27 protein-coding genes are annotated in these 26,986 nt (G+C 34.7%); 13 read left to right on the top strand and 14 right to left on the bottom strand.

Annotated features, from left to right (window positions below; all coding sequences use genetic code 11):
- Nucleotides 1-195 precede the first annotated feature (195 nt).
- Nucleotides 196-2,256, top strand: coding sequence for a M13 family metallopeptidase (locus AC1RRQ_RS14600; RefSeq protein WP_493023769.1), 2,061 nt, complete (start codon nucleotides 196-198; stop codon nucleotides 2,254-2,256).
- Between the two features lie 60 nt (nucleotides 2,257-2,316).
- On the opposite strand, the gene AC1RRQ_RS14595 is transcribed toward AC1RRQ_RS14600, so the two are convergent.
- Both AC1RRQ_RS14595 and hemB read right to left on the bottom strand, forming a co-directional pair.
- Nucleotides 2,317-2,718 (bottom strand): c-type cytochrome, encoded by a 402-nt coding sequence (locus tag AC1RRQ_RS14595; protein ID WP_493023768.1) that lies wholly within the window; start codon nucleotides 2,716-2,718, stop codon nucleotides 2,317-2,319.
- Nucleotides 2,719-2,720: 2 nt separating this feature from the next.
- Nucleotides 2,721-3,713: a porphobilinogen synthase gene (gene hemB, locus AC1RRQ_RS14590; protein ID WP_493023767.1), complete on the bottom strand. Its 993-nt coding sequence runs from the start codon at nucleotides 3,711-3,713 to the stop codon at nucleotides 2,721-2,723.
- 287 nt (nucleotides 3,714-4,000) lie between these two features.
- On the opposite strand from hemB, the gene AC1RRQ_RS14585 reads away from it, so the two are divergent.
- Both AC1RRQ_RS14585 and AC1RRQ_RS14580 read left to right on the top strand, forming a co-directional pair.
- A complete protein-coding gene (locus AC1RRQ_RS14585) occupies nucleotides 4,001-4,633 on the top strand; it encodes a hypothetical protein (protein ID WP_493023766.1) in 633 nt (210 codons plus the stop codon).
- 3 nt (nucleotides 4,634-4,636) lie between these two features.
- Nucleotides 4,637-6,445 carry a hypothetical protein gene (locus tag AC1RRQ_RS14580; protein ID WP_493023765.1) on the top strand — a complete coding sequence of 603 codons (1,809 nt, stop codon included), beginning with the start codon at nucleotides 4,637-4,639 and terminating at the stop codon, nucleotides 6,443-6,445.
- 75 nt (nucleotides 6,446-6,520) lie between these two features.
- Here the strand turns inward: AC1RRQ_RS14580 and AC1RRQ_RS14575 are convergent, their stop codons facing one another.
- The 9 genes from AC1RRQ_RS14575 to hemA form a co-directional block, all read right to left on the bottom strand.
- A complete protein-coding gene (locus AC1RRQ_RS14575) occupies nucleotides 6,521-7,408 on the bottom strand; it encodes a fructose bisphosphate aldolase (protein WP_493024122.1) in 888 nt (295 codons plus the stop codon).
- Between the two features lie 73 nt (nucleotides 7,409-7,481).
- Nucleotides 7,482-8,420 carry a DUF4421 family protein gene (locus AC1RRQ_RS14570; RefSeq protein WP_493023764.1) on the bottom strand — a complete coding sequence of 313 codons (939 nt, stop codon included), beginning with the start codon at nucleotides 8,418-8,420 and terminating at the stop codon, nucleotides 7,482-7,484.
- A gap of 92 nt (nucleotides 8,421-8,512) precedes the next feature.
- Nucleotides 8,513-9,415, bottom strand: a complete 903-nt coding sequence (gene hemF / locus AC1RRQ_RS14565) for an oxygen-dependent coproporphyrinogen oxidase (RefSeq protein ID WP_493023763.1) — start codon at nucleotides 9,413-9,415, stop codon at nucleotides 8,513-8,515.
- The gene (locus AC1RRQ_RS14560; RefSeq protein WP_493023762.1) at nucleotides 9,405-9,800 is read right to left on the bottom strand and encodes a hypothetical protein; all 396 of its coding nucleotides are present in this window, start codon (nucleotides 9,798-9,800) and stop codon (nucleotides 9,405-9,407) included. The genes hemF and AC1RRQ_RS14560 overlap by 11 nt, the downstream gene beginning before the upstream one ends.
- 79 nt (nucleotides 9,801-9,879) lie before the next feature.
- Nucleotides 9,880-10,905, bottom strand: a complete 1,026-nt coding sequence (hemE, locus tag AC1RRQ_RS14555) for a uroporphyrinogen decarboxylase (protein ID WP_493023761.1) — start codon at nucleotides 10,903-10,905, stop codon at nucleotides 9,880-9,882.
- Nucleotides 10,906-11,041: 136 nt separating this feature from the next.
- Nucleotides 11,042-11,707 (bottom strand): uroporphyrinogen-III synthase, encoded by a 666-nt coding sequence (locus tag AC1RRQ_RS14550; RefSeq protein WP_493023760.1) that lies wholly within the window; start codon nucleotides 11,705-11,707, stop codon nucleotides 11,042-11,044.
- Nucleotides 11,700-12,779 carry a PDDEXK nuclease domain-containing protein gene (locus AC1RRQ_RS14545; protein ID WP_493023759.1) on the bottom strand — a complete coding sequence of 360 codons (1,080 nt, stop codon included), beginning with the start codon at nucleotides 12,777-12,779 and terminating at the stop codon, nucleotides 11,700-11,702. The genes AC1RRQ_RS14550 and AC1RRQ_RS14545 overlap by 8 nt, the downstream gene beginning before the upstream one ends.
- 15 nt (nucleotides 12,780-12,794) lie before the next feature.
- Entirely contained in the window at nucleotides 12,795-13,718 is a 924-nt protein-coding gene (hemC, locus tag AC1RRQ_RS14540) for a hydroxymethylbilane synthase (RefSeq protein WP_493023758.1), read from the bottom strand.
- Nucleotides 13,719-13,828: 110 nt separating this feature from the next.
- The gene (gene hemA / locus AC1RRQ_RS14535) at nucleotides 13,829-15,079 is read right to left on the bottom strand and encodes a glutamyl-tRNA reductase (RefSeq protein WP_493023757.1); all 1,251 of its coding nucleotides are present in this window, start codon (nucleotides 15,077-15,079) and stop codon (nucleotides 13,829-13,831) included.
- Between the two features lie 227 nt (nucleotides 15,080-15,306).
- On the opposite strand from hemA, the gene AC1RRQ_RS14530 reads away from it, so the two are divergent.
- The 8 genes from AC1RRQ_RS14530 (at nucleotide 15,307) to AC1RRQ_RS14495 (ending at nucleotide 21,994) form a co-directional block, all read left to right on the top strand.
- Nucleotides 15,307-16,179 carry a helix-turn-helix domain-containing protein gene (locus AC1RRQ_RS14530; RefSeq protein WP_493023756.1) on the top strand — a complete coding sequence of 291 codons (873 nt, stop codon included), beginning with the start codon at nucleotides 15,307-15,309 and terminating at the stop codon, nucleotides 16,177-16,179.
- A gap of 235 nt (nucleotides 16,180-16,414) precedes the next feature.
- The gene (gene hemH / locus AC1RRQ_RS14525; RefSeq protein WP_493023755.1) at nucleotides 16,415-17,428 is read left to right on the top strand and encodes a ferrochelatase; all 1,014 of its coding nucleotides are present in this window, start codon (nucleotides 16,415-16,417) and stop codon (nucleotides 17,426-17,428) included.
- Between the two features lie 15 nt (nucleotides 17,429-17,443).
- Nucleotides 17,444-18,007: a hypothetical protein gene (locus tag AC1RRQ_RS14520; protein ID WP_493023754.1), complete on the top strand. Its 564-nt coding sequence runs from the start codon at nucleotides 17,444-17,446 to the stop codon at nucleotides 18,005-18,007.
- 6 nt (nucleotides 18,008-18,013) lie between these two features.
- Nucleotides 18,014-18,562: a CopD family protein gene (locus tag AC1RRQ_RS14515; RefSeq protein ID WP_493023753.1), complete on the top strand. Its 549-nt coding sequence runs from the start codon at nucleotides 18,014-18,016 to the stop codon at nucleotides 18,560-18,562.
- 148 nt (nucleotides 18,563-18,710) lie between these two features.
- A complete protein-coding gene (locus AC1RRQ_RS14510) occupies nucleotides 18,711-20,126 on the top strand; it encodes an ATP-binding protein (RefSeq protein WP_493024121.1) in 1,416 nt (471 codons plus the stop codon).
- A 10-nt stretch (nucleotides 20,127-20,136) separates the two neighbouring features.
- Nucleotides 20,137-20,919, top strand: coding sequence for an enoyl-CoA hydratase/isomerase family protein (locus AC1RRQ_RS14505; protein WP_493023752.1), 783 nt, complete (start codon nucleotides 20,137-20,139; stop codon nucleotides 20,917-20,919).
- Between the two features lie 181 nt (nucleotides 20,920-21,100).
- Nucleotides 21,101-21,499 (top strand): hypothetical protein, encoded by a 399-nt coding sequence (locus AC1RRQ_RS14500; protein WP_493023751.1) that lies wholly within the window; start codon nucleotides 21,101-21,103, stop codon nucleotides 21,497-21,499.
- 9 nt (nucleotides 21,500-21,508) lie between these two features.
- On the top strand, nucleotides 21,509-21,994 hold the full coding sequence (locus AC1RRQ_RS14495; protein WP_493023750.1) for a DinB family protein: 486 nt from the start codon (nucleotides 21,509-21,511) through the stop codon (nucleotides 21,992-21,994).
- A 273-nt stretch (nucleotides 21,995-22,267) separates the two neighbouring features.
- Here AC1RRQ_RS14495 and AC1RRQ_RS14490 read toward each other — a convergent pair whose 3' ends face one another.
- The 3 genes from AC1RRQ_RS14490 to AC1RRQ_RS14480 form a co-directional block, all read right to left on the bottom strand.
- Nucleotides 22,268-22,921, bottom strand: a complete 654-nt coding sequence (locus AC1RRQ_RS14490; protein WP_493023749.1) for a metal-dependent transcriptional regulator — start codon at nucleotides 22,919-22,921, stop codon at nucleotides 22,268-22,270.
- Between the two features lie 95 nt (nucleotides 22,922-23,016).
- Nucleotides 23,017-24,888, bottom strand: coding sequence for an Nramp family divalent metal transporter (locus AC1RRQ_RS14485; RefSeq protein ID WP_493023748.1), 1,872 nt, complete (start codon nucleotides 24,886-24,888; stop codon nucleotides 23,017-23,019).
- 74 nt (nucleotides 24,889-24,962) lie between these two features.
- Nucleotides 24,963-25,355 (bottom strand): Fur family transcriptional regulator, encoded by a 393-nt coding sequence (locus AC1RRQ_RS14480; protein ID WP_493023747.1) that lies wholly within the window; start codon nucleotides 25,353-25,355, stop codon nucleotides 24,963-24,965.
- A 95-nt stretch (nucleotides 25,356-25,450) separates the two neighbouring features.
- Here AC1RRQ_RS14480 and AC1RRQ_RS14475 point away from each other — a divergent pair, with 95 nt between their 5' ends.
- Together AC1RRQ_RS14475 and AC1RRQ_RS14470 are read left to right on the top strand one after the other, a co-directional pair.
- Nucleotides 25,451-25,804, top strand: a complete 354-nt coding sequence (locus AC1RRQ_RS14475) for a MerC domain-containing protein (protein ID WP_493023746.1) — start codon at nucleotides 25,451-25,453, stop codon at nucleotides 25,802-25,804.
- Between the two features lie 11 nt (nucleotides 25,805-25,815).
- Complete coding sequence (locus AC1RRQ_RS14470) at nucleotides 25,816-26,721, top strand: NAD(P)/FAD-dependent oxidoreductase (protein WP_493023745.1); 906 nt, start codon at nucleotides 25,816-25,818, stop codon at nucleotides 26,719-26,721.
- Nucleotides 26,722-26,986 lie beyond the last annotated feature (265 nt).

Here is a 26,986-nt window from a genome sequence, read left to right as displayed (position 1 = left end):
TTAGTTCGTTGAACAAATATTCCAAAAACAATTTCAATATTCCGCCAAAAACAAAAGATATATGCATGAAAAGAATTGATGATTTCTATTAAAATCGTAGTATGAGAAGCCAGATAAAGATTATTGCAAAAAAATTAACATGAAATTCCAAATATTAACAATATGTTTGCATATACACTAAAAACTTAAATATAAATGAAAAAACAACTTAGTAAACCTTTGTTTTGCGCTTTTTCTGTAATGTTTTCTTTTACAGCAATTCAGGCTCAAACCACAGCTCCAAAGGAACCAGGTATTAATGTATCCTACATGAATACCAAAATTAGCCCAAGTCAGGATTTCTTCCAGTACGTAAACGGAACTTGGTTAAACCAAACGGAGATTCCAAGCGACAGAACTTCGTGGGGAAGTTTTAATGAATTGATCAAAAAAACAGATAAAGATGTGATGGCTATTTTGAAGGAAGCTTCAAGTAATCCAAAATATAAATCAAATACAGATCAAGGCAAAGCAATAAACTTATTTGCAACAGTTTTAGATACTGTAGGCAGAAACAAAAGAGGAATTGAGCCTCTAAAACCATACTTAAAAAAAATCGATGCTATTAAAAATGTAGCAGATCTTCAAAAGTTTCTAGTTGAAATGGAACCAGAAGGAGGATCAGGATTTTTTGGAATTTATATTGGAGCAGATGAAAAAAACAGCTCTAAAAATTCAGTAAGCCTTGGTGTAAGTTCATTAGGATTGCCAGATAAGGATTATTATACATCAGACGATAAGGATTCTAAAGAAAAACGCGCAAAATACGAACTTCACGTTGCAAGGATGATGCAGTTTATTGGCGAGTCTCCGGCAAAAGCAAAACAAAGCGCTGCTGAGATCTTAGCTTTAGAAACTGAATTATCTAAACCTAGACTAAACCGTGTAGAAAGCAGAGACAGCCGTTTACAATACAATCCAATGACGATTGCTGAACTTCAAAAATTAACTCCGGCCATTAAATGGGATACTTATTTTGCTGGTCTTGGTTTAACAAAACTAGATACAGTAGTAGTAACGGAGCCTAAATACATGAAAGCATTGCAAACTGTATTTACCGAAAATAAAGTGGCACAATGGAAAGAGTATTTAAAATGGGATTTACTAAATGCAGCAGGTTCTAAATTATCTACAGATATCGAAACAGCAACTTTTGATTTTTACAGCAAAACATTAAGAGGAGCAATAAAACAATTGCCTCGTGAAGAAAAAGCTTTATTGGTTGTAAATAGAGGAATTGGTGAAGCACTTGGAAAACTATATGTAGAAAAAGTATTTCCTGCTGAAGCAAAAACCAAAGCGCTTGATATGATTCATAATGTTATTACGGCTTACCAAAACCGTATTAATAACCTAACATGGATGTCTGCAGCGACTAAAGTTAAAGCAATCGAAAAACTGAATAAGATTACCATAAAAGTAGGTTATCCTGATAAATGGAAAGATTACTCAGCACTTGAAATTAAAAGTGTTACCGAAGGCGGAAGCTATTTTGAAAATTCAAAAAATATCTCAAAATGGAATTTCAAAAAAGGAATTGAAAAGTTAAATAAACCAGTTGATAAAACAGAGTGGGGAATGTCGCCGCAAACGGTAAATGCTTATTACAACCCGTCTTATAACGAAATTGTATTTCCAGCAGCAATTTTGCAGCCGCCTTTCTACAATTACCAAGCTGACGAAGCTGTAAATTATGGTGGAATTGGTGCTGTAATTGGCCACGAAATCTCTCATGGTTTTGACGATTCAGGAGCACGTTACAATGCTGATGGAAATCTTGTTGACTGGTGGACTCCAGAAGATTTAAAACAATTTACACAACTAGGAAAAGAATTGGCAGATCAATACAGCGCTTTAGAGCCGTTACCTGGAATTCACGTTGATGGAAACTTCACACTTGGTGAAAACATTGGTGACTTAGGTGGTATTAATGCTGCTTACGATGGTTTACAATTGTATTTAAAAGCACACGGAAATCCTGGTTTAATTGACGGATTTACTCCAGAGCAGCGTTTCTTTATTTCTTGGGCTACGGTTTGGAGAACAAAATCTAGAGACGAAGCGATTAAAAACCAAGTAAAAACAGATCCGCATTCACCGGGAATGTACAGAGCTTATGTTCCAATTCAAAACGTAGATGCTTTTTATGATGCATTTGGTATTAAACAAGGAGATAAAATGTATGTAAGCCCAGAAAAACGAGTTAAAATCTGGTAATCTTATAAATACAAAACGGCGCTGATTTCAGCGCCGTTTTTTTGTTTGAATACAAATCAATTATTTTAATTGACTGTACATATAGGTTTCAATTGCTTTTAATTCCTCGTCAGACATTGCTTTTGTTATAGGTAAATTAGTCTGCATTACCGAAAACTGGCTTGGGTCTACAATTGGATCTGAATTTCCTTTTAAGAAAGCTACAAGATCAGCATTTTTGTCTTTGTAGATTTTGGCGATTTCTTTAATGCTTGGCCCAATAACTTTTTGATCCGGCTGATGACAGCTGGCACAATTTCCCGGTCCTTCAAAAATCTCTTTTCCTAAAGCTTCAGGAGTTTTGGCTTCCGCCGAATGACCTTCTGAATAGTTTTCTGTAGCATCCTGAACTGGATCTTCGGTCTTCTCTTTTTTACACGATGCAAATGCTAAAACGGCAGATAAGAATAATACTTTTTTCATGATTATTTATTTAATAGTATTGACGCTTCTTTTGCGAAGTAAGTTGAGATAATACTAGCACCTGCACGCTTAATGCAATAAAGCTGCTCTATCATGATTTTGTCATGATCCAGCCATCCTCTTTCGGCTGCGGCCTTTACCATAGCGTACTCACCAGATACTTGGTAAACCGCAACTGGCACATGAACGGCATTTTTTACCTCACGAACAATATCTAAATACGCAATTCCTGGTTTTACCATTACAATATCTGCGCCTTCTTCAACATCTAATAATGCTTCACGAATTCCTTCAATTCGGTTGGCATAATCCATTTGATAAGTCTTTTTATCCTTAGGAATATTTTGAGAATCTACCGGAGCAGAATCTAATGCATCACGAAACGGTCCGTAAAATGCCGAAGCATACTTGGCACTGTAACTCATGATTCCCACATTATGATGTCCGTTTTCTTCTAATGCTTTTCTAATTGCTAAAACACGTCCGTCCATCATATCACTTGGCGCAACAAAATCGGCTCCGGCTTCAGCATGGCTTAAACTCATTCTCGTTAAAGCATCAACAGTTGGGTCGTTTAATAACTGGCCGTTTTCAATAATTCCGTCATGACCGTAAATAGAATACGGATCAAGCGCTACATCAGGCATTACAATCATTTCCGGAACAGCATCTTTTATTGCACGAATAGTTTGCTGCATTAAACCGTCTTTGTTCCAGGCTTCAGTTCCTTTATTGTCTTTTAGGTTGTCGCTTACTTTTACATAGATGTTTACCGCTTTGATTCCTAAGTTCCAGGCTTCTTTTACTTCTTTAATTGTATTATCCAATGAATGACGGTAGATTCCCGGCATAGAAGGAATAGCAGATTTTATATCTTTTCCTTCGGCAACAAACATTGGAAGCATAAAATCCTGTGGACTTAAACTGGTTTCACGAACTAAAGAACGAATAGATTCATTGGTTCTCAAACGACGATTTCTTTGTAATGGGAACATATAGTTTTAGATTTTTAGATTTTAGATTTCAGATTTTAACCTTAATTTCTTTGAAAGCAGATTGATTAATCCTTGTTCTAAAAACTGGAGTTGTTTTTTATTTTTTTTTGAAGATTTTTTTACTTTTTGAGAAGCAGTGCAAAGTTAAAGAAAAATCAACAGAATAAGGCATTTAGCAATAGTAGAATCCGTTAATATTATCTAAAAATTTAGAGTTTTGGACTATTTAATTTTAAGAAATTTACTGAGCTTTGGTTTTTCAAATATTTTCGGTCTAAATTTGTCTAATGAAGAAATTTCTCGCTTTCTGCTGCTGTTTGCTCTTAACAAGTTGTTTTGAAATAACAGAAAGAATCAAACATCACGACGACCAAAGTGGTGAATATACTTTGATGATTGACTTTTCGAAGTCATGGTTCAAAACAAAATCCGCAATTTTCCTCGAAGAAGTCGATGGCGTAAAAATTCCAAACGAACAGGAAATCTCCCAAAAGCTGGAAGACTTTAAAACGAAAGCATTAAAAATTGACGGGATTTCCGGCGTAACCACCAAAGCTGATTTTGATAATTATGTGTTTATCATCAAACTTAATTATGCCAATTTAAAAGCACTCAACGCGGTTGTGAATACGATAAACAATCAGCGCGATCAGATTCACTTTAGCGGAAGCGTAAAAAACTTTGAAAGAATTGCCTCTTATCCCGTTCCTGAAAAAGTAGTAAACGATCCGAAAAAGAAGAAAGACCTTGAAGAGGCCAGCATTATCGCCATTTATAGTTTTGATAAAGATGTTCAGTCTGTAGAGAATGTCAATAGCAAGATTTCGAAAAACAAAAAAACGGTCTTTTTAAAACAAAGCATGTACAGTGTTTTAAAAAAATCGACTTTAATGAATAACAGAATCCAATTAACGCCTTGATTTATGAAGCAATTTTATACTTTACTTTTATTACTTGCCACGTATTTGACTTTTGGTCAGATCAATAAAAACGAATACGATTATTTTGTACAATTTAACGGAAGCCAGCTTTCTAAAAAAGTGAGTGTGCCCGAAATTTTGAATCATCCAATCGTAACCCAATACAGTGCTAAAAAACCAGATTTAGATTTTACTAAGTATACTTCGCTTATTCAGTTAGATCAAAAAATAACCATTCACGGAAAATTCTCAGACAGTATTCCATATTATCAGGTTACGATTCCTGTAAAAAGCAGAGAAGCGGTTAAACAATTTATATTAAAAGAATTTGGTAATGGAGCAGAAAACTTAGAAATTAAGGATTTGGGTAAATATGCTGTTTTTAATCCGAAAGGGAAAAACAAAACATTAGCGTGGAACGATAACTATTTAGTTATTTTGGAATTAACCCAAAGACTTCCTTCAAGTTTTTATACTAGCGAAAGCCAGCCCGTTTTACAAGATTCTATTGCTATTGATGAGGTTTACGAAGAAACGAAATCAGATGAAAATTCAATTATGATTGAAGCTCCTGCAAACGATGCTACAATTGCTGTTGAAGAAGCTCCGGTAGAATATACTCCAAATGCCGAATATACGATTCAGGAAGCGACTTTTAATTTGGAACAAACTGAAAAGTTGAATCAGATTATAAAATTGTTATTCGAAAATGGATTTACAGCACCAATTTCAGAAAAGATAAATGCGAATGCTGATATTTCGTCGTGGATCAATTACAGTTCTGCCATGACAAGTTTATATTCTGCATACAATTATCCAATGGCGATTTTTGGCGGTTATGATAAGTTTTTGCCGATGCAGAAAAACTTCGGGAATTTTATAAAAGGCATTAATCTTGATTTTTATTTTGATAACAATAATGCACGTGTAGAAGAAGTTGTCGAGTATTCACCGCAGCTTGCTGAGGTTGTGAGTAAAATCACGAACAGAAAAATAAATAAGAATGTGTTTAATTATTTCCCTGCGCAAAAGCCTTTGGGTTATATATCTTATCATCTAAATACAAAAGCGGCGCTGGAAAATTTTCCAAGCTTAATGACAGATATATTTCAAAGTCCAAAACTGCTAAAAGAAGATATTGCCGTTATTACTGATTTAGTTTCGACAATTGTTGACGAAGAAGCCACCGCTACACTTTTTGATGGTGATTTAAGCGCATTTCTATACGGTTTCAAAGAAGTTGAGGTTATGACCAAATCATACGAATACGATGAAAACTACGAAGAAAAAATAACCGATAAGAAGACTAAAAAATCAGTTCCTTTATTCTCTGTGATTTTTACTTCAACGCATCCTACTTTTGCTGATAAATTGATTCAGTTAGGTGTTCGTAAAAAAGTGCTGGTACAAAAAGACAATTGTTATGTTGTTACCGGAACCAAAGAATACGGAGATATCTTCATCAAAAAAGACAAAGATGTTATTGTAATAGCCAATACCCTGGATTATTTTAGTGCCGGAAACGGCACATTCTCTGGCGAAGCCAAAAAAGATTTAAAGAAAAATTATATGTTCGGAAAACTGAATATCGCTGAACTAATAAATGCATTTGGTAAATCAGGTGAGGTTAAGCCTTCGGAATTAGGGAAATTCAGTAAATTTTCGGAACAATTTTCAGACATCACATTTGAATCTCCTAAAAAGATAATCAAAAATAAAGTGGTTTTCGGGTTTAAGCTAAACTCTTTGAAATCAGATAAAAATATCATTCTGCAAACTTTAGATTTAGCACAGGAATTAACTTCTAAATAATTTTAAAGCTATAAAATACAAATCCCCGAAAATTGAAACTTTCGGGGATTTTTTTATGCAATAAACCTGATTCGGTTATGTAATCGATGCTTTATAAATGGCTGTAATTGTTGTACCAAGTACAGTGTTGAAATCATCATCAGACTGGCCTGCGGTAAGTCCTTCAGATAATGCTCTTGAGAAACTGGCGATTAATCCGTGGTTTTGAGACAATTTATCATTGGCTTCTTCTCTTGAATAACCACCTGATAAAGCCACAACACGTACCACATGAGGGTCTGACATTAGTTCTTTGTAAAAATCATTTACAGTTGGAATAGACAATTTCAGCATTACTTTTACCTCTTTGTCTAAAACTTTAAGCTGTTTTAAGATTTCTTCTTTTAATATTTCCTCTGATTTCTCTTTGTCGGCACTGTAAATATCAACTTCTGGTTCAATAATCGGCACAAGTCCTTTTTCAAAGATTTGTTTACCTACTTCAAACTGCTGTTCAACAACTTTGCGAATACCTGCTGCATTAGCTTCTTTAATTACAGAACGCATTTTGGTTCCAAAAATATTTCGTTCTACAGCCCGAGTTAGTAATTCATCTAAATTAGAAATGGGTTTCATCAGCTGTACACCATTTGCAAGATCAGCAAGTCCTTTGTCAACTTTTAAAAAAGGCACGATGTTTTTCTTTTCCCATAAAAAATCGGCTGTCCATTGTCCGTCAATTTTGCGGTCCATCGTATTCTCAAACAAAATAGCGCCAAGGATATATTCGCTGTCAAACGCAGGACTTTTAATAATTCGGGTTCTCATTTCATGCACAAGCGTGTACATTTCTTCATCATTGGAGAAACTGCTTTCCTGAACGCCATATTGCGATAATGCCTTTGGAGTACTGCCGCCACTTTGATCTAATGCTGCAATAAAACCTTTTCCGGTCTGCATGCGATTTAATTGTTCTTTATTCACATTTGCCATACTATTTTATTTTAGATTTTAGCCCTGATCCCGAAATTTCGGGACGGGATAGATTTTAGATTTATTACAAACCTATTTTCTGATTTACTTTATCATAAACTTCTTTTACTTTTTTTGGCGGATCAAATCTATAACCGGCAGAAAGTTTTAAAGTGGCAATATTATCATTCAATCGCGGATTGACTTTATCGTCCTGAGCAAAACTTACGGTATTGATACTTGCGAAAGCAAAGAAACGGTCATTATTATAGGCCAGTTTTAAATTAAAATCGGCTTGATATAGAGCCGATGAATCTCCGTCAATATCATTAATTCCTACTCCTAAAGCAAGTCCGGCACCAATTAAAACCCTATCGCTGATTACACAGTTATAGAAATAGGAGGGAGCTAAAGTAAATACATAAATATCTCCAGGTGTTGCACCAGGAGTGTTTAAATCTATATTGGTATAGTAAAATGAGAAAGTGGGAATAAAACTTCCGGAACTTTTGGTCTGCCATTCGTTTTGGCTTACCAATGTTTTAAAAGAGAATTTATCATTAAAAACGTAAGCTGTAGATCCGCCAATTTTCGTGGTGCGCATATCTGGCAATTGTGCCGTTATATTATCATCACTGATATAAAATCCCTTTTGATTGATGAAAGTAAAGGACTGCATCCATTTTTTATAGTAAAAACGGGTATTGAAATTAAAATGCTTGGAATGGGAATCGCCTTTATTTTGGCTCAGAAATTTTGGCGCAAAACCAACAGAAACATCAATGATTTTATAATTCAGATTAAAACCAATTTGTTCTCTTCTATTCGGAATAAGATTAAGAAATGTTTCCGAATCCTGAGGCCCCGAAGCAATCTGAAAACTATTGGAAGTGTCTAAATAATAAACACTGCCTGTAATTTTATCGTTATAGGATTTAAAATAGGGATTCTGCAGTGAATCATTTTGGGCAAAACACCCAAAAATGCTGATAAAAAGGAATATGTAAATCAGTTTTAGATTCATCTATAATTTGTTTAACACATAGAAACATAAGTTTTTAAAACTGTCTCTAAATTACAATTAAAATCTATGATTTTATGTGTTAAATAAATATATTAAACCCAATCAATAGGATTTTCTAAAACCTTTATCAATTTTTCTTCTTCACTTCCGGTTTCTGGATGATGATCGTAAACCCATTGCACATGCGGAGGTAAACTCATTAGGATACTCTCGATTCTTCCGTTGGTTTTTAAACCGAATAATGTTCCTTTGTCATGAACTAGATTAAACTCAACATAACGGCCACGGCGGATTTCCTGCCAGGTTCTGTTTTCTGGATTATATTCAAGGTTTTTTCTTCTTTCTACAATCGGAACGTAAGCTTCAAGGAAACTATTGCCGACTTCGGTTACGAAATCATACCAGTTTTCCATCGACATTGATTCATTTGCTTTGCAATAATCAAAGAATAAACCGCCCAGACCACGCGCTTCATTTCGGTGTGCATTCCAGAAATAAGAATCACATTGTTTTTTGTATTTTGGATAAAACTCGGGATTATGTTTGTCACAGGCTGTTTTACAAGTTTGGTGAAAGTGTTTTGCATCTTCTTCAAACAAATAATAAGGCGTTAAATCTTGTCCGCCGCCAAACCACTGTTCGATTACTTTTCCAGATTCGTCATACATTTCAAAATATCGCCAATTAGCGTGGACAGTAGGAACCATTGGGTTTTTCGGGTGAATAACCAGACTTAATCCACAGGCAAAGAAATCAGCTTCGCCAACGCCAAACATCTTTTGCATGGCTTCAGGAAGTTTTCCATGAACAGCCGAAATGTTTACACCGCCTTTTTCAAAAACAGCACCATTTTCAATAACGCGGGTTCTTCCGCCGCCGCCTTCAGGACGTTTCCATAAGTCTTCGCGGAATTTTGTAGTTCCGTCAACAGCTTCTAATCCGGCACAAATTTGGTCTTGTAACTTTTGTATGTATGCGTAGAATTTATCTTTCATCGTAATTATTTTTGGCTTTCGCCGAAGCAATTTTGGTGTTTATTCCAAACGAAAAAACCTTGCTTTCCTGCTGAATATATTGGTAAATCGCTAAAGCTTTTCCTAAAAAATCAAATTGGTTTTCTTGAGATAATCCAACTAAAATATCGGCAAACTGCTCTTGCTGATTCCAGTCTAAATGACATCGCTGTAAAAGAAGAATAAGTTCTTCTTCAGGAATTTCAATGGTTCTTTCTAAACTTAAACCAAAGCTTTTCAATTGTTCATCTATTAAGCTGGTATCTTCTACATTCCAGAACTTCGGAACAAAAATTAAGGCATGCAAAGTTCTTAGCGTATTTTCTATTCTGATACTTTCTTCGTCTCTTAAACCTTTGTTTAGCATGTTTTTTTTAGTTTAAAGTTATCAGTCGCAGTTTACAGTCTCAGAGTAAAACTGAATACTGCGACTGAAAACTGAACACCTAATTCCCGTATTCCTTAACAGCGTCGATAAATGCTTTAGCGTGATCTACCGGGATATTTGGTAAAATTCCGTGACCTAAATTTACGATATATTTATCTTTTCCGAATTCGTCGATCATTTCATGTACCATTTTCTTGATTGTTGGAATTGGAGAAAGCAATCTTGACGGATCAAAATTTCCTTGTAAAGTAATGTTACCGCCAGACAAATAACGAGCATTTCTAGCGGAACAAGTCCAGTCTACACCAAGTGCAGATGCGCGGCTTTTTCCCATTTCACCAAGAGCGAACCAGCATCCTTTTCCAAAAACAATAACCGGAGTAACATCTGCCAAAGCTTCAACGATTTGGTTGATGTATTTCCACGAAAATTCTTGATAATCAACAGGAGAAAGCATTCCTCCCCAAGAATCAAAAATCTGAACGGCATTAACTCCCGCTTTTACTTTTTCTTTTAAGTATAAAATTGTAGTGTCGGTAATTTTTTGAAGCAATGTATGTGCTGCAGCCGGATTAGAAAAACAAAATCCTTTTGCCATATCAAAACTTTTAGATCCTCTTCCTTCAACTGCATAACATAAAATAGTCCAAGGCGAACCAGCGAAACCAATTAAAGGCACTTCGTCATCAAGCATTTCTTTAGTCAATTTAATGGCATCCATTACATAACCAAGACTTTCCTGAATATCCGGAACGTAAACTCTATGAACATCTGCCATAGAACGAATAGGATTTGGAACAAACGGTCCTATATTTTCTTTCATTAAAACTTCGATTCCCATTGCCTGCGGTATAACTAAAATATCCGAGAATAAAATAGCCGCATCTGGAGCAATTCTGCGAATTGGCTGCACCGTGATTTCGGCAGCTAATTCCGGAGTTTGACAACGTGTGAAGAAATCGTATTTATCACGCAAAGCGATAAATTCTGGTAAATATCTTCCAGCTTGGCGCATCATCCATACCGGCGGGCGCTGAACAGTTTCTCCTTTTAATGCTTTTAAAAATAGGTCGTTTTTTAACATTTTTTTCTTGCTTTAGGCTTTAAGCTTTAGGCTTTAAGCGTTATTTATTTTTATTTTTTAGCTTACGGCTTATAGCTTAAAGCCTACAGCGTAATTAATTGCTTAAGGCTTACTGCCTAAAGCTTATTGATTTAATTTATTTATACTCTTGAATTACATCTTCAATAACGTCTTCAACCGTTGGCTGATCTGCGATGATGATGTTTTTTGTAATTTTATGCAAAGCTTCGGCAGTGGTTTCTCCAATACAGAAACAGGTTTCTTTTTTGATTGTATTTTCTTTTAAATAGCTCTCAACTCCAGACGGACTAAAAAATAATAAGGCATCAACGGCTGTTTTTATTTTCTGCGGCTGTAATGAAGTGTCATAAACCTGAATTTCGTTTAGTTTTATTCCGGCTTCATTTAAAGCGTTTGGAAGTGTATCTCTTCTAAGATTGCCGCTAAAAAAAGTATAGCTTTCATTGCGGTAAATTAGAGTTATAATTTCGGCTAAATCAGATGCATAGCCAGTATAGGCAACAACATTAAATCCGTTTTCAGATAAAAGGATTTTTGTTTTTAAGCCAACGCAGTACACGTTTTTATTTTTAAGTTCTTCCGATTTTGGATTTGATAAAACACTGTGAACGGCATTTTGACTGGTAAAAATCAAACTTTCGTTGAGGTTTTTAAGTTCGAAAGGTTTGTTTTCGGTTTTAATGAAATCGGCTTCGATTAGTTCGATGCCAGCTTTTGTCAACTCTTGTTTTTGAAGAGGAGATAATATTTTAGTAGATAATATCTGAATTGGTTTACTCATTTAATATGTTTTTAAATTCTTCAGATGTTGGCAGCTTTCCTTCTAACTCTTTTGGTAATTCTTTACTCAAAATGTATTCTGAAACCCCAATAGGTTTGTGTACACTTCTTAAAGTATATTCTACTTCTAAATGATTTTTTTCAGGAACTAATAATATACCAATTGAAGGTTTGTCATCTTCTTGTTTAAGTTGATCATCTATTAATTGAAGATAAAAATCTAATTTTCCAACAAATTCAGGCTCAAATTCAACTACTTTTAATTCGACAGCTACTAAACATTTTAAAATTCGGTGATAAAAAAGCAAATCTATATAATAATCTTTGTTTCCTAATGAAAGTCTATATTGATTTCCTATAAAGCAGAAACCATACCCAAGTTCCAATATTAGTCGTTTAACCTTTTCTACCATAGAATTCTCTAACTCTCTTTCGGTAACTGGTTTATTAATGTCTAGAAAGTCTAATGTATAAACACTTTTTATGCTTTCTTGTGCCTGTTCTAATAAATTAGTGGTTAATGTATTTTTAAAGTTATGCTGAGTCGGATTTTGTAAATACTTCTCATAAGCGTTCGCTTTTATTTGATGCAGTAAAACAGATCGGCTGTATTTGTTTTTGATAGTATTTTTTATATAAAAAATCCTGGCGTTTAGATCTTTAACTTTCTGGATAATTAGAATATTGTGCTGCCAAGGAATATTCGAAACTAATTCTTTTATAGTTTTTAATTCTGAATCAAGCTGATTCAGTTTTAGATATTCTGAATCAGCTTGATTCAGAATTGAATATTCGCTTACTAATTGTCTCATAAACCACAAATTACGTGGCGACCAGCTTATTCCTTGTCCTATTAAATGAGTTAAATCTTTACTTAAAACTTCAACAATAGATTTGCCCCAACCAAATTCTGTTTGTTTTTTTATAATTAATTCTCCAATATTCCAATATAAATGGTTTGAAATAAATTGAACAGATTGCACAGCTTGAATTCGGTGATTTTGCACCAAATCAGTTACTTCAACTAAAAATTGTTGATATTGCTGAGGAATAATTTGTTCGTTATGTTTCATTAAAAATATAGGATATTATTTTTTCAGGGATTCTTTAATCTTTTGCATTAATTCTGTTCCGCCATTATTCAAAATCTCCTGAGCTGAATGAAAACCTAATTTTTTCCATTCTGAAATATCAACGGTTTTGTCTATTTCTAATTTTTGTTTTCCGTCAATAGAAAGTAAAACACCTTGAAAGTGCAGCGTGTCTTCTTCTTCATTATACGTTACCAAAGCTCCAATTGGGGCAGTACAACCGCCTTCAAGCGTTCTTAAAAACTGACGTTCGATATAAGTACAGATTTCTGTTTCGATATCATTTAACTGCGAAAGTGCATCAAGTGTATAATTGTCATTTTCCATTGCTACAACTAGCATTGCTCCTTGAGCGGGCGCAGGAATCATCCAATCTAAATTAATATAATTTTCAGGCTTTAAGTTAATTCGCTCTAAACCTGCAGCAGCAAAAACAGCCCCATCCCAATCATTGTCTTTTAGTTTTTGCATGCGCGTATTTACGTTTCCGCGTAAATCAACTACAGTATGATTTGGGTATTTATTAAACCATTGTGCCTGGCGACGTAAACTTCCTGTCGCAATAGTACTTGGGTTTGTAAAATCAGGATTTCCTTTATGAACGAGAATATCAAAGACATTGGCTCTTGGCAAAACGGCTGCCTGAACAATTCCTTTAGGCAAAGCGGTTGGAACATCTTTCATGGAATGCACCGCGATATCAATATCACCATTGATCATGGCAATGTCCAGCGTTTTGGTAAAAATTCCTGTAATTCCCAGTTCGTAAAGTGGTTTGTCCAGAATAATATCACCTTGAGATTTAACCGCAACAATTGAGGTTTTATAACCTAAGTCGTTTAGTTTTTTCTCGACAGTATGTGCCTGCCAAAGTGCTAATTCGCTGTCACGAGTTCCAATTCTGATTGTTTTTTCAGCCATGTTTTGTTTCTTGAACCATATAAGTTATATAAGTAAATTTAAGCAGTTTGGGTAAAACACAGTTTTTAAATGAACTTATATAACTTATATGGTTTAAAATTTGATTTTATTTAAGATGCTTTTATTTTGAAGACTTTTTCGATCCATTCGATGCTTTCATCCACCATGGTGTCGTCGTCTTTTAAATGATTTGCGAAATGTGTAGTAATTTTTTGGATGATTCTATTGCTAATGATTTCAGCTTGAGCTTCATTGAAATCTGCAATTTTTCTGCTTTGAAAATCTAATTCCGAAACCTTAATTTCATTTAGTTTCTCTTTTAAAGCATTTATGGTAGGTGCAAATTTGCGCCCTTTTGTCCAGGTAACAAATTCTTCTTTAATTTCTTCAATGATTGCTTCAGCTGCTGGAATGTGTAATTTTCTGTTTTCCAAAGTTTCATCTGTCAGTTGAGACAAATAATCCATGTGAATTAAAGTTACGCCTTCTAAATCCTCAACGTTTTCATGAACGTTTTTCGGAATAGACAAATCCAGAATCAATAAAGGTTTTTTTAGATTCAAAATTGCTTTGTCAACCGTTGGGTTTTGTGCGCCTGTTGCAACAACGACAACATCGGCCTTTTGAAGTTCTAAGTGTAATTCAGAATAATCTTTAACAATGAGATTTAATTTTCCAGCCAATTTCTCAGCCTTGTCTTTCGTTCTGTTGATTAAAGTAATATGTTCGTTTTTAGTATGTTTTACTAAATTCTCGCACGTATTTCTACCAATTTTTCCAGTTCCAAAAAGTAAAATATTTTTGTTGCCGATATCTTCAACGTTTTTAAGAATGTATTGTACAGATGCAAAAGAAACTGAAGTAGCACCAGAGCTGATCTCCGTTTCATTTTTAATTCTTTTACTCGCCTGAATTACCGCATTTACCAATCTCTCCATAAAGTTATTGGTTAAACCCATTGATTTTGAGTGGGCAAAACTGGTTTTAATTTGAGATATAATTTCAAAATCGCCCAGAATCTGACTATCTAAACCAGTTCCTACGCGAAACATATGATTAATTGCTTCTTGATTTTTATATACAAAGCCAACTTTTTGAAAAGCATCAACAGAACCGTTGCTGTTATCACAAATAAGTTTGATTAATTGAAAAGGATGTTCTGCAAAACCATAGATCTCGGTTCTGTTGCAGGTTGAAGTAACTAGTAAACTTTCTATTCCGTCATTTTTAGCTTGTTCCAGTAAACGAGTTTTCGCAACGGCATCCAAACTAAATTGACCTCTGACCTCAGCATCAGCTTTTTTATAACTCAGACCAACTGAGTAAAAATAAAGGTGTTTCGGTACGTTATTGTTTTCCATAAATTCACTTTCATAAAAGTGCAACAAAATTATCACTATACTGTTTATAAAAGTAACGCTAAAAGTACTTTTTGTATCGCTGCATGTTTTTTTGATTCTAATCGTCTGTTTTTATGCAAAAAGGAGTACTTTTGTAGCAAAATCAAGTCGTTAGAAATGATTTGTTTAGAGTCATTCTAAATAACATTTTGCAATTGCTCTGATTTTTGTTTCAAAAAAATATCGCTATGAGTTCTCAGGAAATTATAAAAATTGAAGACGACTTTACGCTGATCCGTTTTCAAAACGACAGTTTGGAACCTTTTTTCGGACAGCATGAAGTTGGTAGTGGTCTGATACAGTTTCACTTCGGGATAAAAGGCAATGCCAAATTCTTGTTCAATCAGGGCACTTACGCTTTAGATTTAAAAGAAGAAAAATCGCTGCTTTTGTACAATCCGCAGAAAGAATTGCCATTAAATTTAGAACTGGCTCCAAATTCTTGGGTGATTTCGGTAATTGTCTCCATTAAAAAATTTCACGCGTTGTTTTCTGCCGAAGCAGATTATATTACTTTTTTAAGTCCTGATAATAAGGACAAAAAGTATTATAACGAAGGAAATATCAGTCCTTCTATGGCTATTGTGCTGAGTCAGCTGTTTCATTACAACCTGCATCCATCTATAAAAAACCTTTATTATAAAGGAAAAGGATACGAATTGCTGAGTTTGTATTTTAACAGAACCGAAGATCCAAATGCAGAACAATGTCCGTTTTTAATTGATGAAGATAACGTTCTGAAAATCCGAAAAGCCAAAGAAATCATCATCGCCAATATGGCTGAACCGCCGGGACTGCAAGAACTGGCAGATGAAATTGGTCTGAATTTGAAAAAACTGAAAATGGGTTTCAAACAAATTTACGGCGACACGGTTTACGGTTTTCTATTTGATTACAAAATGGATTTCGCCCGAAAACTTCTTGACAGTGGCTCTTATAATGTAAACGAAGTAGGACTCAAAATTGGTTACAGCACCGGAAGTCATTTTATAGCGGCATTCAAGAAAAAGTTTGCCACAACTCCAAAAAAATATTTAATGTCGATTAATGCGAATGTTTAGATTTTGTTCGCCACTCCCGATAGCTATCGGGATCACGAATAAACACGAATTAAAATCTGTTGAATCTGCGAAATCTGTGGGCCAATAAAAGACAATCAATTTTCGATATTCTACAATAATTAAAAAGTAATAATTATCATATTTCTAAAAAGCAGCAAATTCTACTTTTGACGAAATTTTTAAAAACAAATAAAAAGCTTAAAGCCCAGAGCTTAAAGCCTAAAGCAAAAATATAATGAAAGGCGTATTATTAGTAAACTTAGGATCTCCAGAAAGTCCAACAACAAAAGATGTAAAACCATATTTAGACGAATTTTTAATGGATAAATACGTAATCGACGTTCCGTATTTATTGAGAGCATTATTAGTTCGCGGTATTATTTTAAGAAAAAGACCGGAAGAATCTGCGCACGCTTACGCAAAAATTTGGTGGGAAGAAGGTTCTCCTTTAGTGGTTCTTTCAGAAAGAATGCAGAAAAAAGTACAGCCTCTTGTAAATGTTCCTGTTTCGCTGGCAATGCGTTACGGAAGCATGACGATTGAAAAAGGCCTTCAGGAATTAAGTGATAAAGGAGTTACAGATGTAATGCTTTTTCCTTTATATCCGCAATATGCAATGGCTTCGACTTTGACTATTTTAGTAAAGGCAGAAGAAATTCGCAAGAAGAAATTTCCTCACATGACTTTTACAGATGTTCCGGCATTTTACAATAAACCGGATTACATCAAAAATTTAGCCGATTCAATCCAAAAACATTTGGTTGGGTTTGATTACGATCATTTATTGTTTTCGTATCACGGAATTCCAGAACGCCATATTCGCAAAACCGATATCACTAAATCGCATTGTAAAATCGACGGATCTTGCTGCAACACACCATCTCCAGCACACGATTTCTGTTACCGTCACCAATGTTACGAAACTACAAGACAAGTTGTAAAATTATTAGGACTTCCTGCAGATAAATATAGTTTAACATTTCAATCGCGTTTAGCAGGAGATAAATGGTTAGAACCTTATACCGATGTTGAAATTGATAATATGCCGGCAAAAGGAATCAAGAAATTAGCGGTTGTAACACCAGCTTTCGTATCTGATTGTTTAGAAACTTTAGAGGAAATCGCAATGCGTGCCAAAGAAGATTTTGAAGCAAACGGAGGCGAGGAATTCCTTGCGATTCCATGTTTAAACGATGACGACGAATGGTGTCAAACAGTTAGTAACTGGATTAATGATTGGGCAAAATAATAATAAGTTGTATAAATGAATAAAGTAAAAAATTTTTCGGTTTTGTTTCTTGCTCTGATTGTTTTAATTGGATGCAAAAAAAGAGACACTTTTGTAAATAACAGTTTTTTTGATAAAACATTCAACTGGGCCATTGCAATTCCGGATGATTATGAAAAAAAGGAAATAAAAGAAGAAATTAATCAAGATCCGGATTCAGCTAATAAGAAACATTCTATTGTTGCTTTTAAAAGAGATAAGGCCAATTATTTTGAAGCCAACTACGAAGATTATGCGGCAGATGCTCGATCAGCAGGTTTAAGTATGAGGTTAAAAGATTTTCTTTTTTTGAAAGATATAGGCCAGATTTATCCAAAAGGACAAATGGGAGATTACTCTGTAACTAATGAAAGTGTTTCTGGTTTAGAATTTAGAAAATCCAAAACGGTATTAACTGAAAATGGAAAACCTGTTGTGACGATAGTAATTTTCTCAAGAACATTTAAGGAAAAACTCTTTATCGCTAAAATAGTGTATGAAAATGAAGCGTATGGTAACGCTATGATTGATCTGTTTAAAAAATCTACATTTAAAGAATAAGGATAAATGGAATATTACAACTATTTAAAATCACTGCATCTTATTTTTGTGATTACTTGGTTTGCAGGGTTGTTTTATATTGTGCGTTTGTTTGTTTATCAAATAGAAGCCAATGAAAAACTATCTCCAGAAAAAGAAATTTTACAGGCGCAATACAAAATTATGGCCTACCGTTTGTGGTACATCATCACATGGCCGTCGGCAGTTTTGGCAAGTATTTTTGCTTTTTGGATGTTGTTTTTTACAGACGCAGGAAGTGTATGGTTGAAAATGCCCTGGATGCACGTAAAATTGTTTTTCGTTTTTCTGTTATATTTATATCACGGAAAATGTCATCAGATTTTTAAACAACTACAAAACGATGAGGTAAAATATACCAATAATTTTATGCGCTTATGGAATGAAGGCGCAACGATTATATTATTTGCTGTTGTTTTTTTAGTAGTTTTAAAAAGTGCCATTAACTGGATCTACGGCGTAATCGGAATTATTTTATTCTCCGTTTTAATTATGCTGGGATTCCGTTTTTATAAAAGAATACGCGAAAGAAAATAGTTGTAAATTGTTAATTATGAATTGTTAATGGTGAATTTAAGACATGAACCAATAATTCATAATTAACAATTTATAATTTATAATTAAAAAAACTATGCTAGACTTCAAAATGACAATGCTATCCCTTCGTACCAGGATTTTCCTGTCGATGATTGTATTGATTGTTGTAGCATCTTTTTTATTGGCTTCCATTTCCATTATTCAGTTTAAAACTGAGGCCAAAGAATATCATCAGGAACGATTAGAACGCAAAGAAAATGCGGTAAAAGAACATATCAATTATGTTCTTTCTACTACAACTTATCCGCTGAAAACAGGGAATTTAGATTTAATTTTTAAAGATAAAATCCACGAATTAGCGCAGATTCACAAAATCGAAATCAACATTTACAGTCTGGACGGAAAACTGCTCAAATCTTCAAAAGAGTCTTTTGCCGTTGATAAAGCGCCGCCACCAATCCCTGAATATATTCTGAAACTGGTTCGATCTTCTATCGAAAAACGCTTTGTAGACATTAAAACCATCGATGGAGTTAAAAACAGATCATCATACAGTTTAATTAAAGATGAAAAATTCAAACCACTCGGAATTTTAAATCTTCCATATTTAGAAGACGACGGTTATTACGATAACGAATTAAATACATTCCTGATCCGTTTAAGTCAGGTATATTCTTTTATGCTTATTGTAGCTTTTGCTTTGGCGTATTTCCTTTCAACTTATATTACAAAATCACTAAAAACGATTTCCGACAGGCTGGAAGAAACTAATCTGGATCAGAAAAATGAGAAAATTGTTTTAGAAGCCAACAGCAAAGAAGTCAATTTCCTTATAAAGGCTTATAACGGAATGGTTGATAAACTGGAAACCAGTGCGATTAAATTAGCGCAAAGCGAGCGTGAAGAAGCTTGGCGCGAAATGGCAAAACAAGTAGCGCACGAGATTAAAAATCCGCTTACGCCGATGCGATTGACGGTGCAGAGTTTCCAGCGAAAGTTCGACCCGAATGATCCTGATGTAAAACAGAAGATGAATGATTATTCTGAAACCTTAATTCAACAGATTGATACGATGACAGCGGTGGCTTCGGCATTTTCGAACTTTGCTTCGATGCCGGCCCAGCAAAACGAGACTTTAAATGTAGTCGAGGTTGTAGAATTGGCTTTGGATATTTTCAACGAAGATTATATTGTTTTTGAAAGTGAAGAAGGGGAAATCATCTCAAAAATGGACCGTACACAATTAATTCGTATTATTACCAATCTGGTCAAAAACGCAACGCAGGCAATTCCGGAAAATCAGTTTCAAAAATCGATTGTGGTTACTGTTAAAAGACGAAATAACAATGTTGAAATTGCGGTAAAAGACAACGGAATTGGAATCCAGAAACAAGATACAGGCCGAATCTTCGAACCAAAATTTACCACTAAAACCAGTGGTATGGGACTTGGACTCGGAATTATCAAAAACATTATAGAAAATTACAAAGGAACAATTACCTTTGAATCAACATACGGTAAAGGAACTACATTTAGAGTTTCCCTGCCTATTACAAACTCTTAAATTCAGCGTCATGAACTACGAAAATATCTTAATTTCTATTGAGGACAAAGTTGCTACAATAACGATAAACAGACCTACAAAACTGAATGCATTAAACAAATCGACAATAAGCGATTTGAGTAATGCCATTAAGCTATTGGGTAAAAGTGACGATGTTCGCGTTATCATTTTAACCGGAAGCGGTGAAAAAGCTTTTGTAGCTGGAGCTGATATTTCAGAATTTGCAAATTATACTGTTATCGAAGGTGCACAATTAGCAGCCGAAGGTCAGGAATCATTATTTGATTTTATCGAAAATCTTAAAAAACCAGTTATTGCAGCCGTTAATGGTTTTGCATTAGGCGGCGGATTAGAATTAGCAATGGCATGTCATTTTAGAGTGGCTTCAGACAATGCAAAAATGGGATTGCCGGAAGTAACTTTAGGATTGATTCCAGGTTACGGAGGAACACAGCGTTTACCACAATTAGTTGGAAAAGGCCGTGCAATGGAAATGATTATGACTGCAGCAATGATTTCTGCCGAAGAAGCAAAACAATACGGATTAGTAAATCATGTAGTGCCGCAATCTGAACTTTTATCGTTTACAAATGTAATCGCTCAAAAAATCATTAAAAATGCTCCTTTTGCAATTAGTAAAGCGATAAAAGCAATCAACGCAAACTTTACTGATGGTAAAAACGGATTTGATACTGAAATAAAATCTTTCGGAAAATGTTTCGGAACTCAGGATTTTAAAGAAGGAACAACAGCTTTCTTAGAAAAACGTAAAGCTGAATTTACAGGAAAATAATTTTTTCTTAATCGCAATCCCGATAGCTATCGGGAGCAAAGATTTACGCAAGGTTCGCAAAGTTTTAAATTTCCTTGTGTTCTTTGCGAAAAAACTTTGCGACATTTGCGGTTAAAATAATAGACAAAGGTTTTAAAAACTTAGAACCTCAGTATCTCAGAACCTTAGAATCTTAAAAAAAATGTACGAACCAATATTTGCCCTTTTTTGTGAACGAGTTAAAGAAAGCATCCAGGCTGGAACTTTTGCAAAATTAACTTTGGCAAAAACAATGGGGGATACCGAGATTAAGAATATCTATTTTCGTTTAGTTTTAAATGAAGATAATACATTCTCTATTTCATTAACGACTCGTTATAAAACAGAAGAAATTGAAAGCATTCATACTTTGGATGAAGCTTTATTGGTTTTAGGTTCTTATATCAAAAAACCGTTTCTGACTGCGCTTTTGTTTACGACAGACAACGATGTTACTTTCAAAGTAAATAAAAAAAATGCCGGAAGTATTGTCGAGCAGCCGCCAACATTTAAAAATGCTTCGCCGGTTATGCTGGAAATGATTGAGAAAGGAATTGTTTAAAAGCTAACTATGGAGGAACTTAAGGGAATATTATGGAGACAATTCGGAGCTGTAATAGACATGCTCGAAAGTTCAATATTGGTTTGTCCTAAAAGTTTTTGGGATCAAAAAGATTTTTGGTATTCTGTTTATCACACTATTTTTTGGCTGGATTATTATTCCTCTACAGAACCTGATACATTTTCTCCGCCTAAACCATTTTCTTTTTCCGAATTTGATCCAAAGGGAATCTTACCGGAAAGAATCTACCTAAAAGAAGAATTACTTGAATATCTTGAGTATTCGCGTAAAAAGGTTTTCTATTTAATTGAAGGATTAAACGAAGAAACTTCAAAAGAAAGATTCATTACACAAAAGAAAAATTACAATCGAATAGAGATGATTTTATACAATATGAGGCATGTGCAGCATCATGTTGGCCAGTTAAATATATTGTTGAGGCAAAATGTAGATACCGCAGGAAAATGGGTTTCGCAAACAGATAAAAGATATTGATATTATGAATATGTTCCGTTCCTACGGAACTTCCGTATATTGTAAATATTTGACCAACGGATTGAAATCCGTTGCTACAATTCGTTTCGTTCCTTCGGAACTTTTTCCAAAGCTTTTCAAAAATATTTAGAATAAAAAAGAGCCATTGGCTCGATCTATTTTGTAGGGACGGATTTTAATCCGTCTAAAATTAATTTGCGTTATATAAAAAACCGTAGGTTCGGCCCATAATATTCTAAACGTCTTCTTCACGTATTGCTGCGAAACACCCCTCTAAACGAGCTTTACAAACAAATTAGAGGCAATTTTATTTGAAATAGACAATTCCCTTCCATCAACCTTAATTTTGACCGATAAATCGAATGATTCTTTAGAAAGAAATTCAATTTTAGAACCCAAGGCGATTCCCTGCTTATCCAAGTATTTTAAAAACTCAGATGAGGTGTCTTTTACGCCCACACAAACACCGGATTGATTGTCTAACAACTCCGAAAGAAGCTGTTTCTCGATTTTAATAATTCGGCCGTTCGCATCCGGAATTGGATCACCGTGCGGGTCTTCAGTAGGGTTCCCAAGAAAATCATCCAAACGATTAATTAACTGTTCGGATTTGATGTGTTCCAACTGCTCGGCAATATCGTGAACTTCATCCCAGCTGAAATTTAGTTTCTCCACCAGAAAAACTTCCCATAAACGATGTTTTCTAACAATCATTTTAGCAGCTAGTTTTCCGTTTTCAGTTAACGAAACACCTTGGTATTTTTTATAATTGACTAAATCTTTATCGGCCAGTTTTTTAAGCATGTCAGTTACAGAAGAAGCTTTGGTCTCCATTATTTCTGCAATGGCGTTAGTGCTGACTTCAGTTTCTAAAGCCGCTGTTAAATGGTATATAGATTTTAGATAATTTTCTTCTGAGAAAGTCATTTTTTTGAGGTTCTAAGGTTCTGAGTTGCTAAGGTTCTAAGTTAAAAGCCTCGAAAGAAAAACCTCAGAAACTTAGCAACTCAGAACCTCAGCAACTATTTTTTAACAATCAACAAAGGTATTGAAATTTTATGTCTCAATTTATCTACTGTGGTGCCAAAAAGAATATCTTTCAATCCAGTGTGGCCGTGGGTTCCCATAACGAGGATGTCAAAATTTCCTTCGTTTATGATTTTCGAAATTACTTTGTTTGGTTTTCCAAAACCAAGTTCAGTTTCGATTTTGAATCCCTTCTGCGAAAGCATATCTTTATATTCCAGCAATAATTTTTCGTCTATTGTAGTTTCATGATCGTGAACGTGAACGCCATACATTAAGGCGCCGACAGTTTCGACTATATGAATCAAAGTATATTGCGTGTCGATGCCGCCCAATTCAAAGGCTCTGTTCAGCGCTGCTTCATCTGCATTTGAAAAATCTACCGAAATGGCAATGTGTTTAAGACTTTGACTTTCTTTTGGCGAAAACTGTAATTTTAAATTATGCGGAGAATGATTGGCGATATTCGATTTGGCTTTTGCGATAAAAGGTTTAAAAACGATATAAAGTAATAATGCCGAAAATGCAAATGCAAGCGGTACAACCGTAAGCCATAAAACTATTGGGTGATTTGATTTTTCGAGCCACGATGAGATTTCATCATAAACCAATTTCGCATTTAGCGAAACTATGATCAAAGCGATAATCCAGGAAATAACCTGAGTTGTTTTAGAAATATGAAAACCATTCATTTTTGATTTATCGCTTACAAAATGAATCAGCGGAATAATAGCAAATCCCAATTGTAAACTCAATATAACCTGACTTAAAATCAAAAGTTTTCCTGTTACACTTTCGCCATAAATCCAAATCACGATTAAAGCCGGAACAATGGCAATTAAACGCGTTATGATTCGGCGTACCCAAGGCTGAATGCGTAAGTGTAAGTAACCTTCCATAACGATTTGTCCTGCAAGCGTTCCCGTCACGGTCGAACTTTGTCCTGCGGCGATTAAAGCCACAGCAAATAATATGGGTGCCCATTTTGTTCCTAATAAAGGTTCCAGAAATTGATGTGCATCCTGAATCTCGGCAACTTCAAACATTCCGTTTTTATGGAAAGTGGCGGCAGCTAAAATTAAAATGGCGGCATTTACAAAGAAGGCCAGATTCAATGCGATGGTTGAATCGATTAAATTATATTTTAAAGCTTGTTTGATCCCGGCTGGACTTCGGTCGAATTTTCTGGTCTGAACCAAAGATGAGTGTAAGTAAAGGTTGTGAGGCATTACAGTCGCTCCAATAATTCCGATTGCAATGTATAAAGCGGCTGAATTTGGAATAGAAGGAACAAGTCCTGCAATTATTTTAGAAACTTCCGGTTCTGCAAAAATCATTTCAAAAATGAAAGAAAAACCAATAATTGCTACCAAAGCAATAATAAAGGCTTCCATTTTGCGAATTCCCTTATTGATTAAGAATAATAAAATAAAAGTATCTAAAACGGTAATCAGAACGCCTTCAAAAAGCGGAATTCCGAATAACAAATTGATACCAATCGCCATTCCGAGAACTTCGGCTAAATCGCAGGCCGCAATGGCAATTTCGGCCAGAAAGTATAAAATGTAATTAATGTATTTGGAATACGTTTCTCTTGAAGCCTGTGCCAGATCTCGCTGTGTCACAATTCCGAGTCTTGCGCTTAAGCTCTGCAAAAGCAAAGCCATTAAGTTACTCATTAGTAAAACCCAGACTAAAGTGTAGCCAAACTGGCTTCCGCCGGCAATATCCGTGGCCCAGTTTCCGGGATCCATGTATCCAACGCTTACTAAATATGCCGGACCTAAAAAGGCTAATATTTTTCTGAAACCTGTTTTTTTATGTTCTGTAGCAACCGATTGGTTTACCTCTTCTAAAGATTTGGTCATTTTAAAAGTATTGTTTTAACAAATATATGTAAAAATTATATTCGCAGAACAATTTTTTTAGGCGAGTCTAAAACTTAAATGTTAGAATTCAAACATTTTGGGCATAAACCTGATAAGGTAAAATTTATCTCGTTTACTTTATAATTATGAGGCATAATATAACTTGGCTTTACCGTTTCCAGACAAGTAATCTCGTGACAGTTTTCACAACTAAAATGAGCATGATTATGTATGTGTACTTTTTGATGGGAATGATTGCATTTTGCATATTTAACAGTGCCGTCAAGATTCGAAATTTTGTGAATGATATCGTCGTTAACAAGACGATCTAAAATTCTATATATGGTAACGCGATCGCAGACATCGTTCAATTGTTTTTGAATTTCGGTATGAGACAGTGCGGTTTTAGATTTCTCAAAAACCTCTAAAACGGCCGTCTTTGCTGTGGTGTTACGTGTAGTTTTCATTTTATTTTGAATTAAAAATATTTAACGCAACAATGTTGCAATTGAATTTAATGTGTATATTTGCAACAAAATTGCATTAAGCAAAAGTACAAGAAATGAAGAAAACGACCTCATCCTTTTACGATATTTTAGGAATTTCAAGTGCGACGATCTGCCTGGTTCATTGTTTGATTTTTCCACTTTTAACAATACTTCCTTTGGGCATAAGTCACAATCCAATTATCGATTTAGTATTTGCTTCGATAGGTTTATTTGCAATCTTCAAAATTACGAAAAAATCAAGTCTTTTGGTTTCCTCAATTTTGATTGTTTCCATGAGCTTAATTTGGATCAGTATTTTGACTGATTTGTTTTTAGAGATTCATTTGGATCTGATTTATTTTGGAGGAACAGGAATGATCATTGGGCATTTAATTAATTATAAAAACCACAAAAAACAAAATCATTAAAAGACATTATTATGGAACAGAAGAATTTTGACGTGATTATCATTGGCGGAAGCTACAGCGGATTATCGGCGGCAATGAGTTTAGGGCGTGCGCTCCGTCAAGTTTTGGTTATTGACAGTGGTTTGCCTTGTAACCGACAAACGCCGCATTCACATAATTTTATTACGCAGGATGGTGAAAAGCCTGCCGCGATTTCGGCGAAAGCCAAATTACAAGTCGATCTTTATAAAACAGTTCATTTTTATAACGGACTTGCCATAAAAGCTGTAAAAAATGAAAACGGATTTGAAGTTTCAACTGAATCTGGTGAAACTTTCAATTCAAGAAAAATTCTGTTTGCAACGGGAGTTAAAGATCTGCTTCCTGAGATTAAAGGTTTTGCAGACTGTTGGGGAATTTCGGTTTTGCATTGTCCGTATTGTCATGGTTATGAAGTTAAAAACGAAAAAACAGCTATTATCTCTAACGGCGAAATTGCATTTGACTTTGCTAAACTGATTTCGAATTGGACAAAAGATTTGAGATTATGCACCAATGGAAAATCGACATTGACTTTGGAACAAACGGAAATACTCAAACAACATGGCGTTCAAATTTTTGAAGAAGAAATAGATTCTCTCGAGCACAAAGAAGGATACATCCAAAACATCATCTTTAAAAACAAGGAAAAAGTTGAGGTTAAAGCGATTTATGCAAGACCGCCTTTTGAACAGCATTGTTCATTGCCGACAGTTTTAGGCTGTGAGAATAACGAACAAGGTCTGATAAAAGTCGATACTATGCAAAAAACAAACATCAACGGTGTTTATGCAAGCGGCGATTGTACCACTCAAATGCGATCTGTAGCGATTGCAGTTTCTACGGGATCTTTTGCCGGGGCTGTAATTAATAAAGAACTTATTGACGAAGATTTTTGATTTTAAAAAATGGTCGAGTTTTGTTAGGTTTTTTGAATAGCCCCTAGCTTGAGCTAGGGGAATTAAATTTGAATCGAAAGGGCTTTAGCCAAATTGTAACGGTTTGGCTAAAGCCTTTTTTGGTTTCGTTCATTTTTCATCCAGCTAAAGCTGGACGCTATTCATTTTTGTTTACAACATCAGAAATTAGAAATATAACATATTGACATAATAAAAGTTATAAAATTCTAAATTTAAAGTTATTGTTTGTCAAATTTAATTTTTA

The sequence above is a fragment of the Flavobacterium sp. GW821-FHT12A05 genome (assembly GCF_058807735.1).
This window is presented reverse-complemented; position numbering and strand designations above follow the sequence as displayed.

Excerpts from the sequence above, each read along its gene's own strand:
- AC1RRQ_RS14600 (WP_493023769.1), top strand. The coding sequence starts at position 196 with ATGAAAAAACAACTTAGTAAACCTTTGTTTTGCGCTTTTTCTGTAATG.
- AC1RRQ_RS14595 (WP_493023768.1), bottom strand. The coding sequence starts at position 2,718 with ATGAAAAAAGTATTATTCTTATCTGCCGTTTTAGCATTTGCATCGTGT.
- hemB (WP_493023767.1), bottom strand. The coding sequence starts at position 3,713 with ATGTTCCCATTACAAAGAAATCGTCGTTTGAGAACCAATGAATCTATT.
- AC1RRQ_RS14585 (WP_493023766.1), top strand. The coding sequence starts at position 4,001 with ATGAAGAAATTTCTCGCTTTCTGCTGCTGTTTGCTCTTAACAAGTTGT.
- AC1RRQ_RS14580 (WP_493023765.1), top strand. The coding sequence starts at position 4,637 with ATGAAGCAATTTTATACTTTACTTTTATTACTTGCCACGTATTTGACT.
- AC1RRQ_RS14570 (WP_493023764.1), bottom strand. The coding sequence starts at position 8,420 with ATGAATCTAAAACTGATTTACATATTCCTTTTTATCAGCATTTTTGGG.
- hemF (WP_493023763.1), bottom strand. The coding sequence starts at position 9,415 with ATGAAAGATAAATTCTACGCATACATACAAAAGTTACAAGACCAAATT.
- AC1RRQ_RS14560 (WP_493023762.1), bottom strand. The coding sequence starts at position 9,800 with ATGCTAAACAAAGGTTTAAGAGACGAAGAAAGTATCAGAATAGAAAAT.
- hemE (WP_493023761.1), bottom strand. The coding sequence starts at position 10,905 with ATGTTAAAAAACGACCTATTTTTAAAAGCATTAAAAGGAGAAACTGTT.
- AC1RRQ_RS14550 (WP_493023760.1), bottom strand. The coding sequence starts at position 11,707 with ATGAGTAAACCAATTCAGATATTATCTACTAAAATATTATCTCCTCTT.
- AC1RRQ_RS14545 (WP_493023759.1), bottom strand. The coding sequence starts at position 12,779 with ATGAAACATAACGAACAAATTATTCCTCAGCAATATCAACAATTTTTA.
- hemC (WP_493023758.1), bottom strand. The coding sequence starts at position 13,718 with ATGGCTGAAAAAACAATCAGAATTGGAACTCGTGACAGCGAATTAGCA.
- hemA (WP_493023757.1), bottom strand. The coding sequence starts at position 15,079 with ATGGAAAACAATAACGTACCGAAACACCTTTATTTTTACTCAGTTGGT.
- AC1RRQ_RS14530 (WP_493023756.1), top strand. The coding sequence starts at position 15,307 with ATGAGTTCTCAGGAAATTATAAAAATTGAAGACGACTTTACGCTGATC.
- hemH (WP_493023755.1), top strand. The coding sequence starts at position 16,415 with ATGAAAGGCGTATTATTAGTAAACTTAGGATCTCCAGAAAGTCCAACA.
- AC1RRQ_RS14520 (WP_493023754.1), top strand. The coding sequence starts at position 17,444 with ATGAATAAAGTAAAAAATTTTTCGGTTTTGTTTCTTGCTCTGATTGTT.
- AC1RRQ_RS14515 (WP_493023753.1), top strand. The coding sequence starts at position 18,014 with ATGGAATATTACAACTATTTAAAATCACTGCATCTTATTTTTGTGATT.
- AC1RRQ_RS14510 (WP_493024121.1), top strand. The coding sequence starts at position 18,711 with ATGATTGTATTGATTGTTGTAGCATCTTTTTTATTGGCTTCCATTTCC.
- AC1RRQ_RS14505 (WP_493023752.1), top strand. The coding sequence starts at position 20,137 with ATGAACTACGAAAATATCTTAATTTCTATTGAGGACAAAGTTGCTACA.
- AC1RRQ_RS14500 (WP_493023751.1), top strand. The coding sequence starts at position 21,101 with ATGTACGAACCAATATTTGCCCTTTTTTGTGAACGAGTTAAAGAAAGC.
- AC1RRQ_RS14495 (WP_493023750.1), top strand. The coding sequence starts at position 21,509 with ATGGAGGAACTTAAGGGAATATTATGGAGACAATTCGGAGCTGTAATA.
- AC1RRQ_RS14490 (WP_493023749.1), bottom strand. The coding sequence starts at position 22,921 with ATGACTTTCTCAGAAGAAAATTATCTAAAATCTATATACCATTTAACA.
- AC1RRQ_RS14485 (WP_493023748.1), bottom strand. The coding sequence starts at position 24,888 with ATGACCAAATCTTTAGAAGAGGTAAACCAATCGGTTGCTACAGAACAT.
- AC1RRQ_RS14480 (WP_493023747.1), bottom strand. The coding sequence starts at position 25,355 with ATGAAAACTACACGTAACACCACAGCAAAGACGGCCGTTTTAGAGGTT.
- AC1RRQ_RS14475 (WP_493023746.1), top strand. The coding sequence starts at position 25,451 with ATGAAGAAAACGACCTCATCCTTTTACGATATTTTAGGAATTTCAAGT.
- AC1RRQ_RS14470 (WP_493023745.1), top strand. The coding sequence starts at position 25,816 with ATGGAACAGAAGAATTTTGACGTGATTATCATTGGCGGAAGCTACAGC.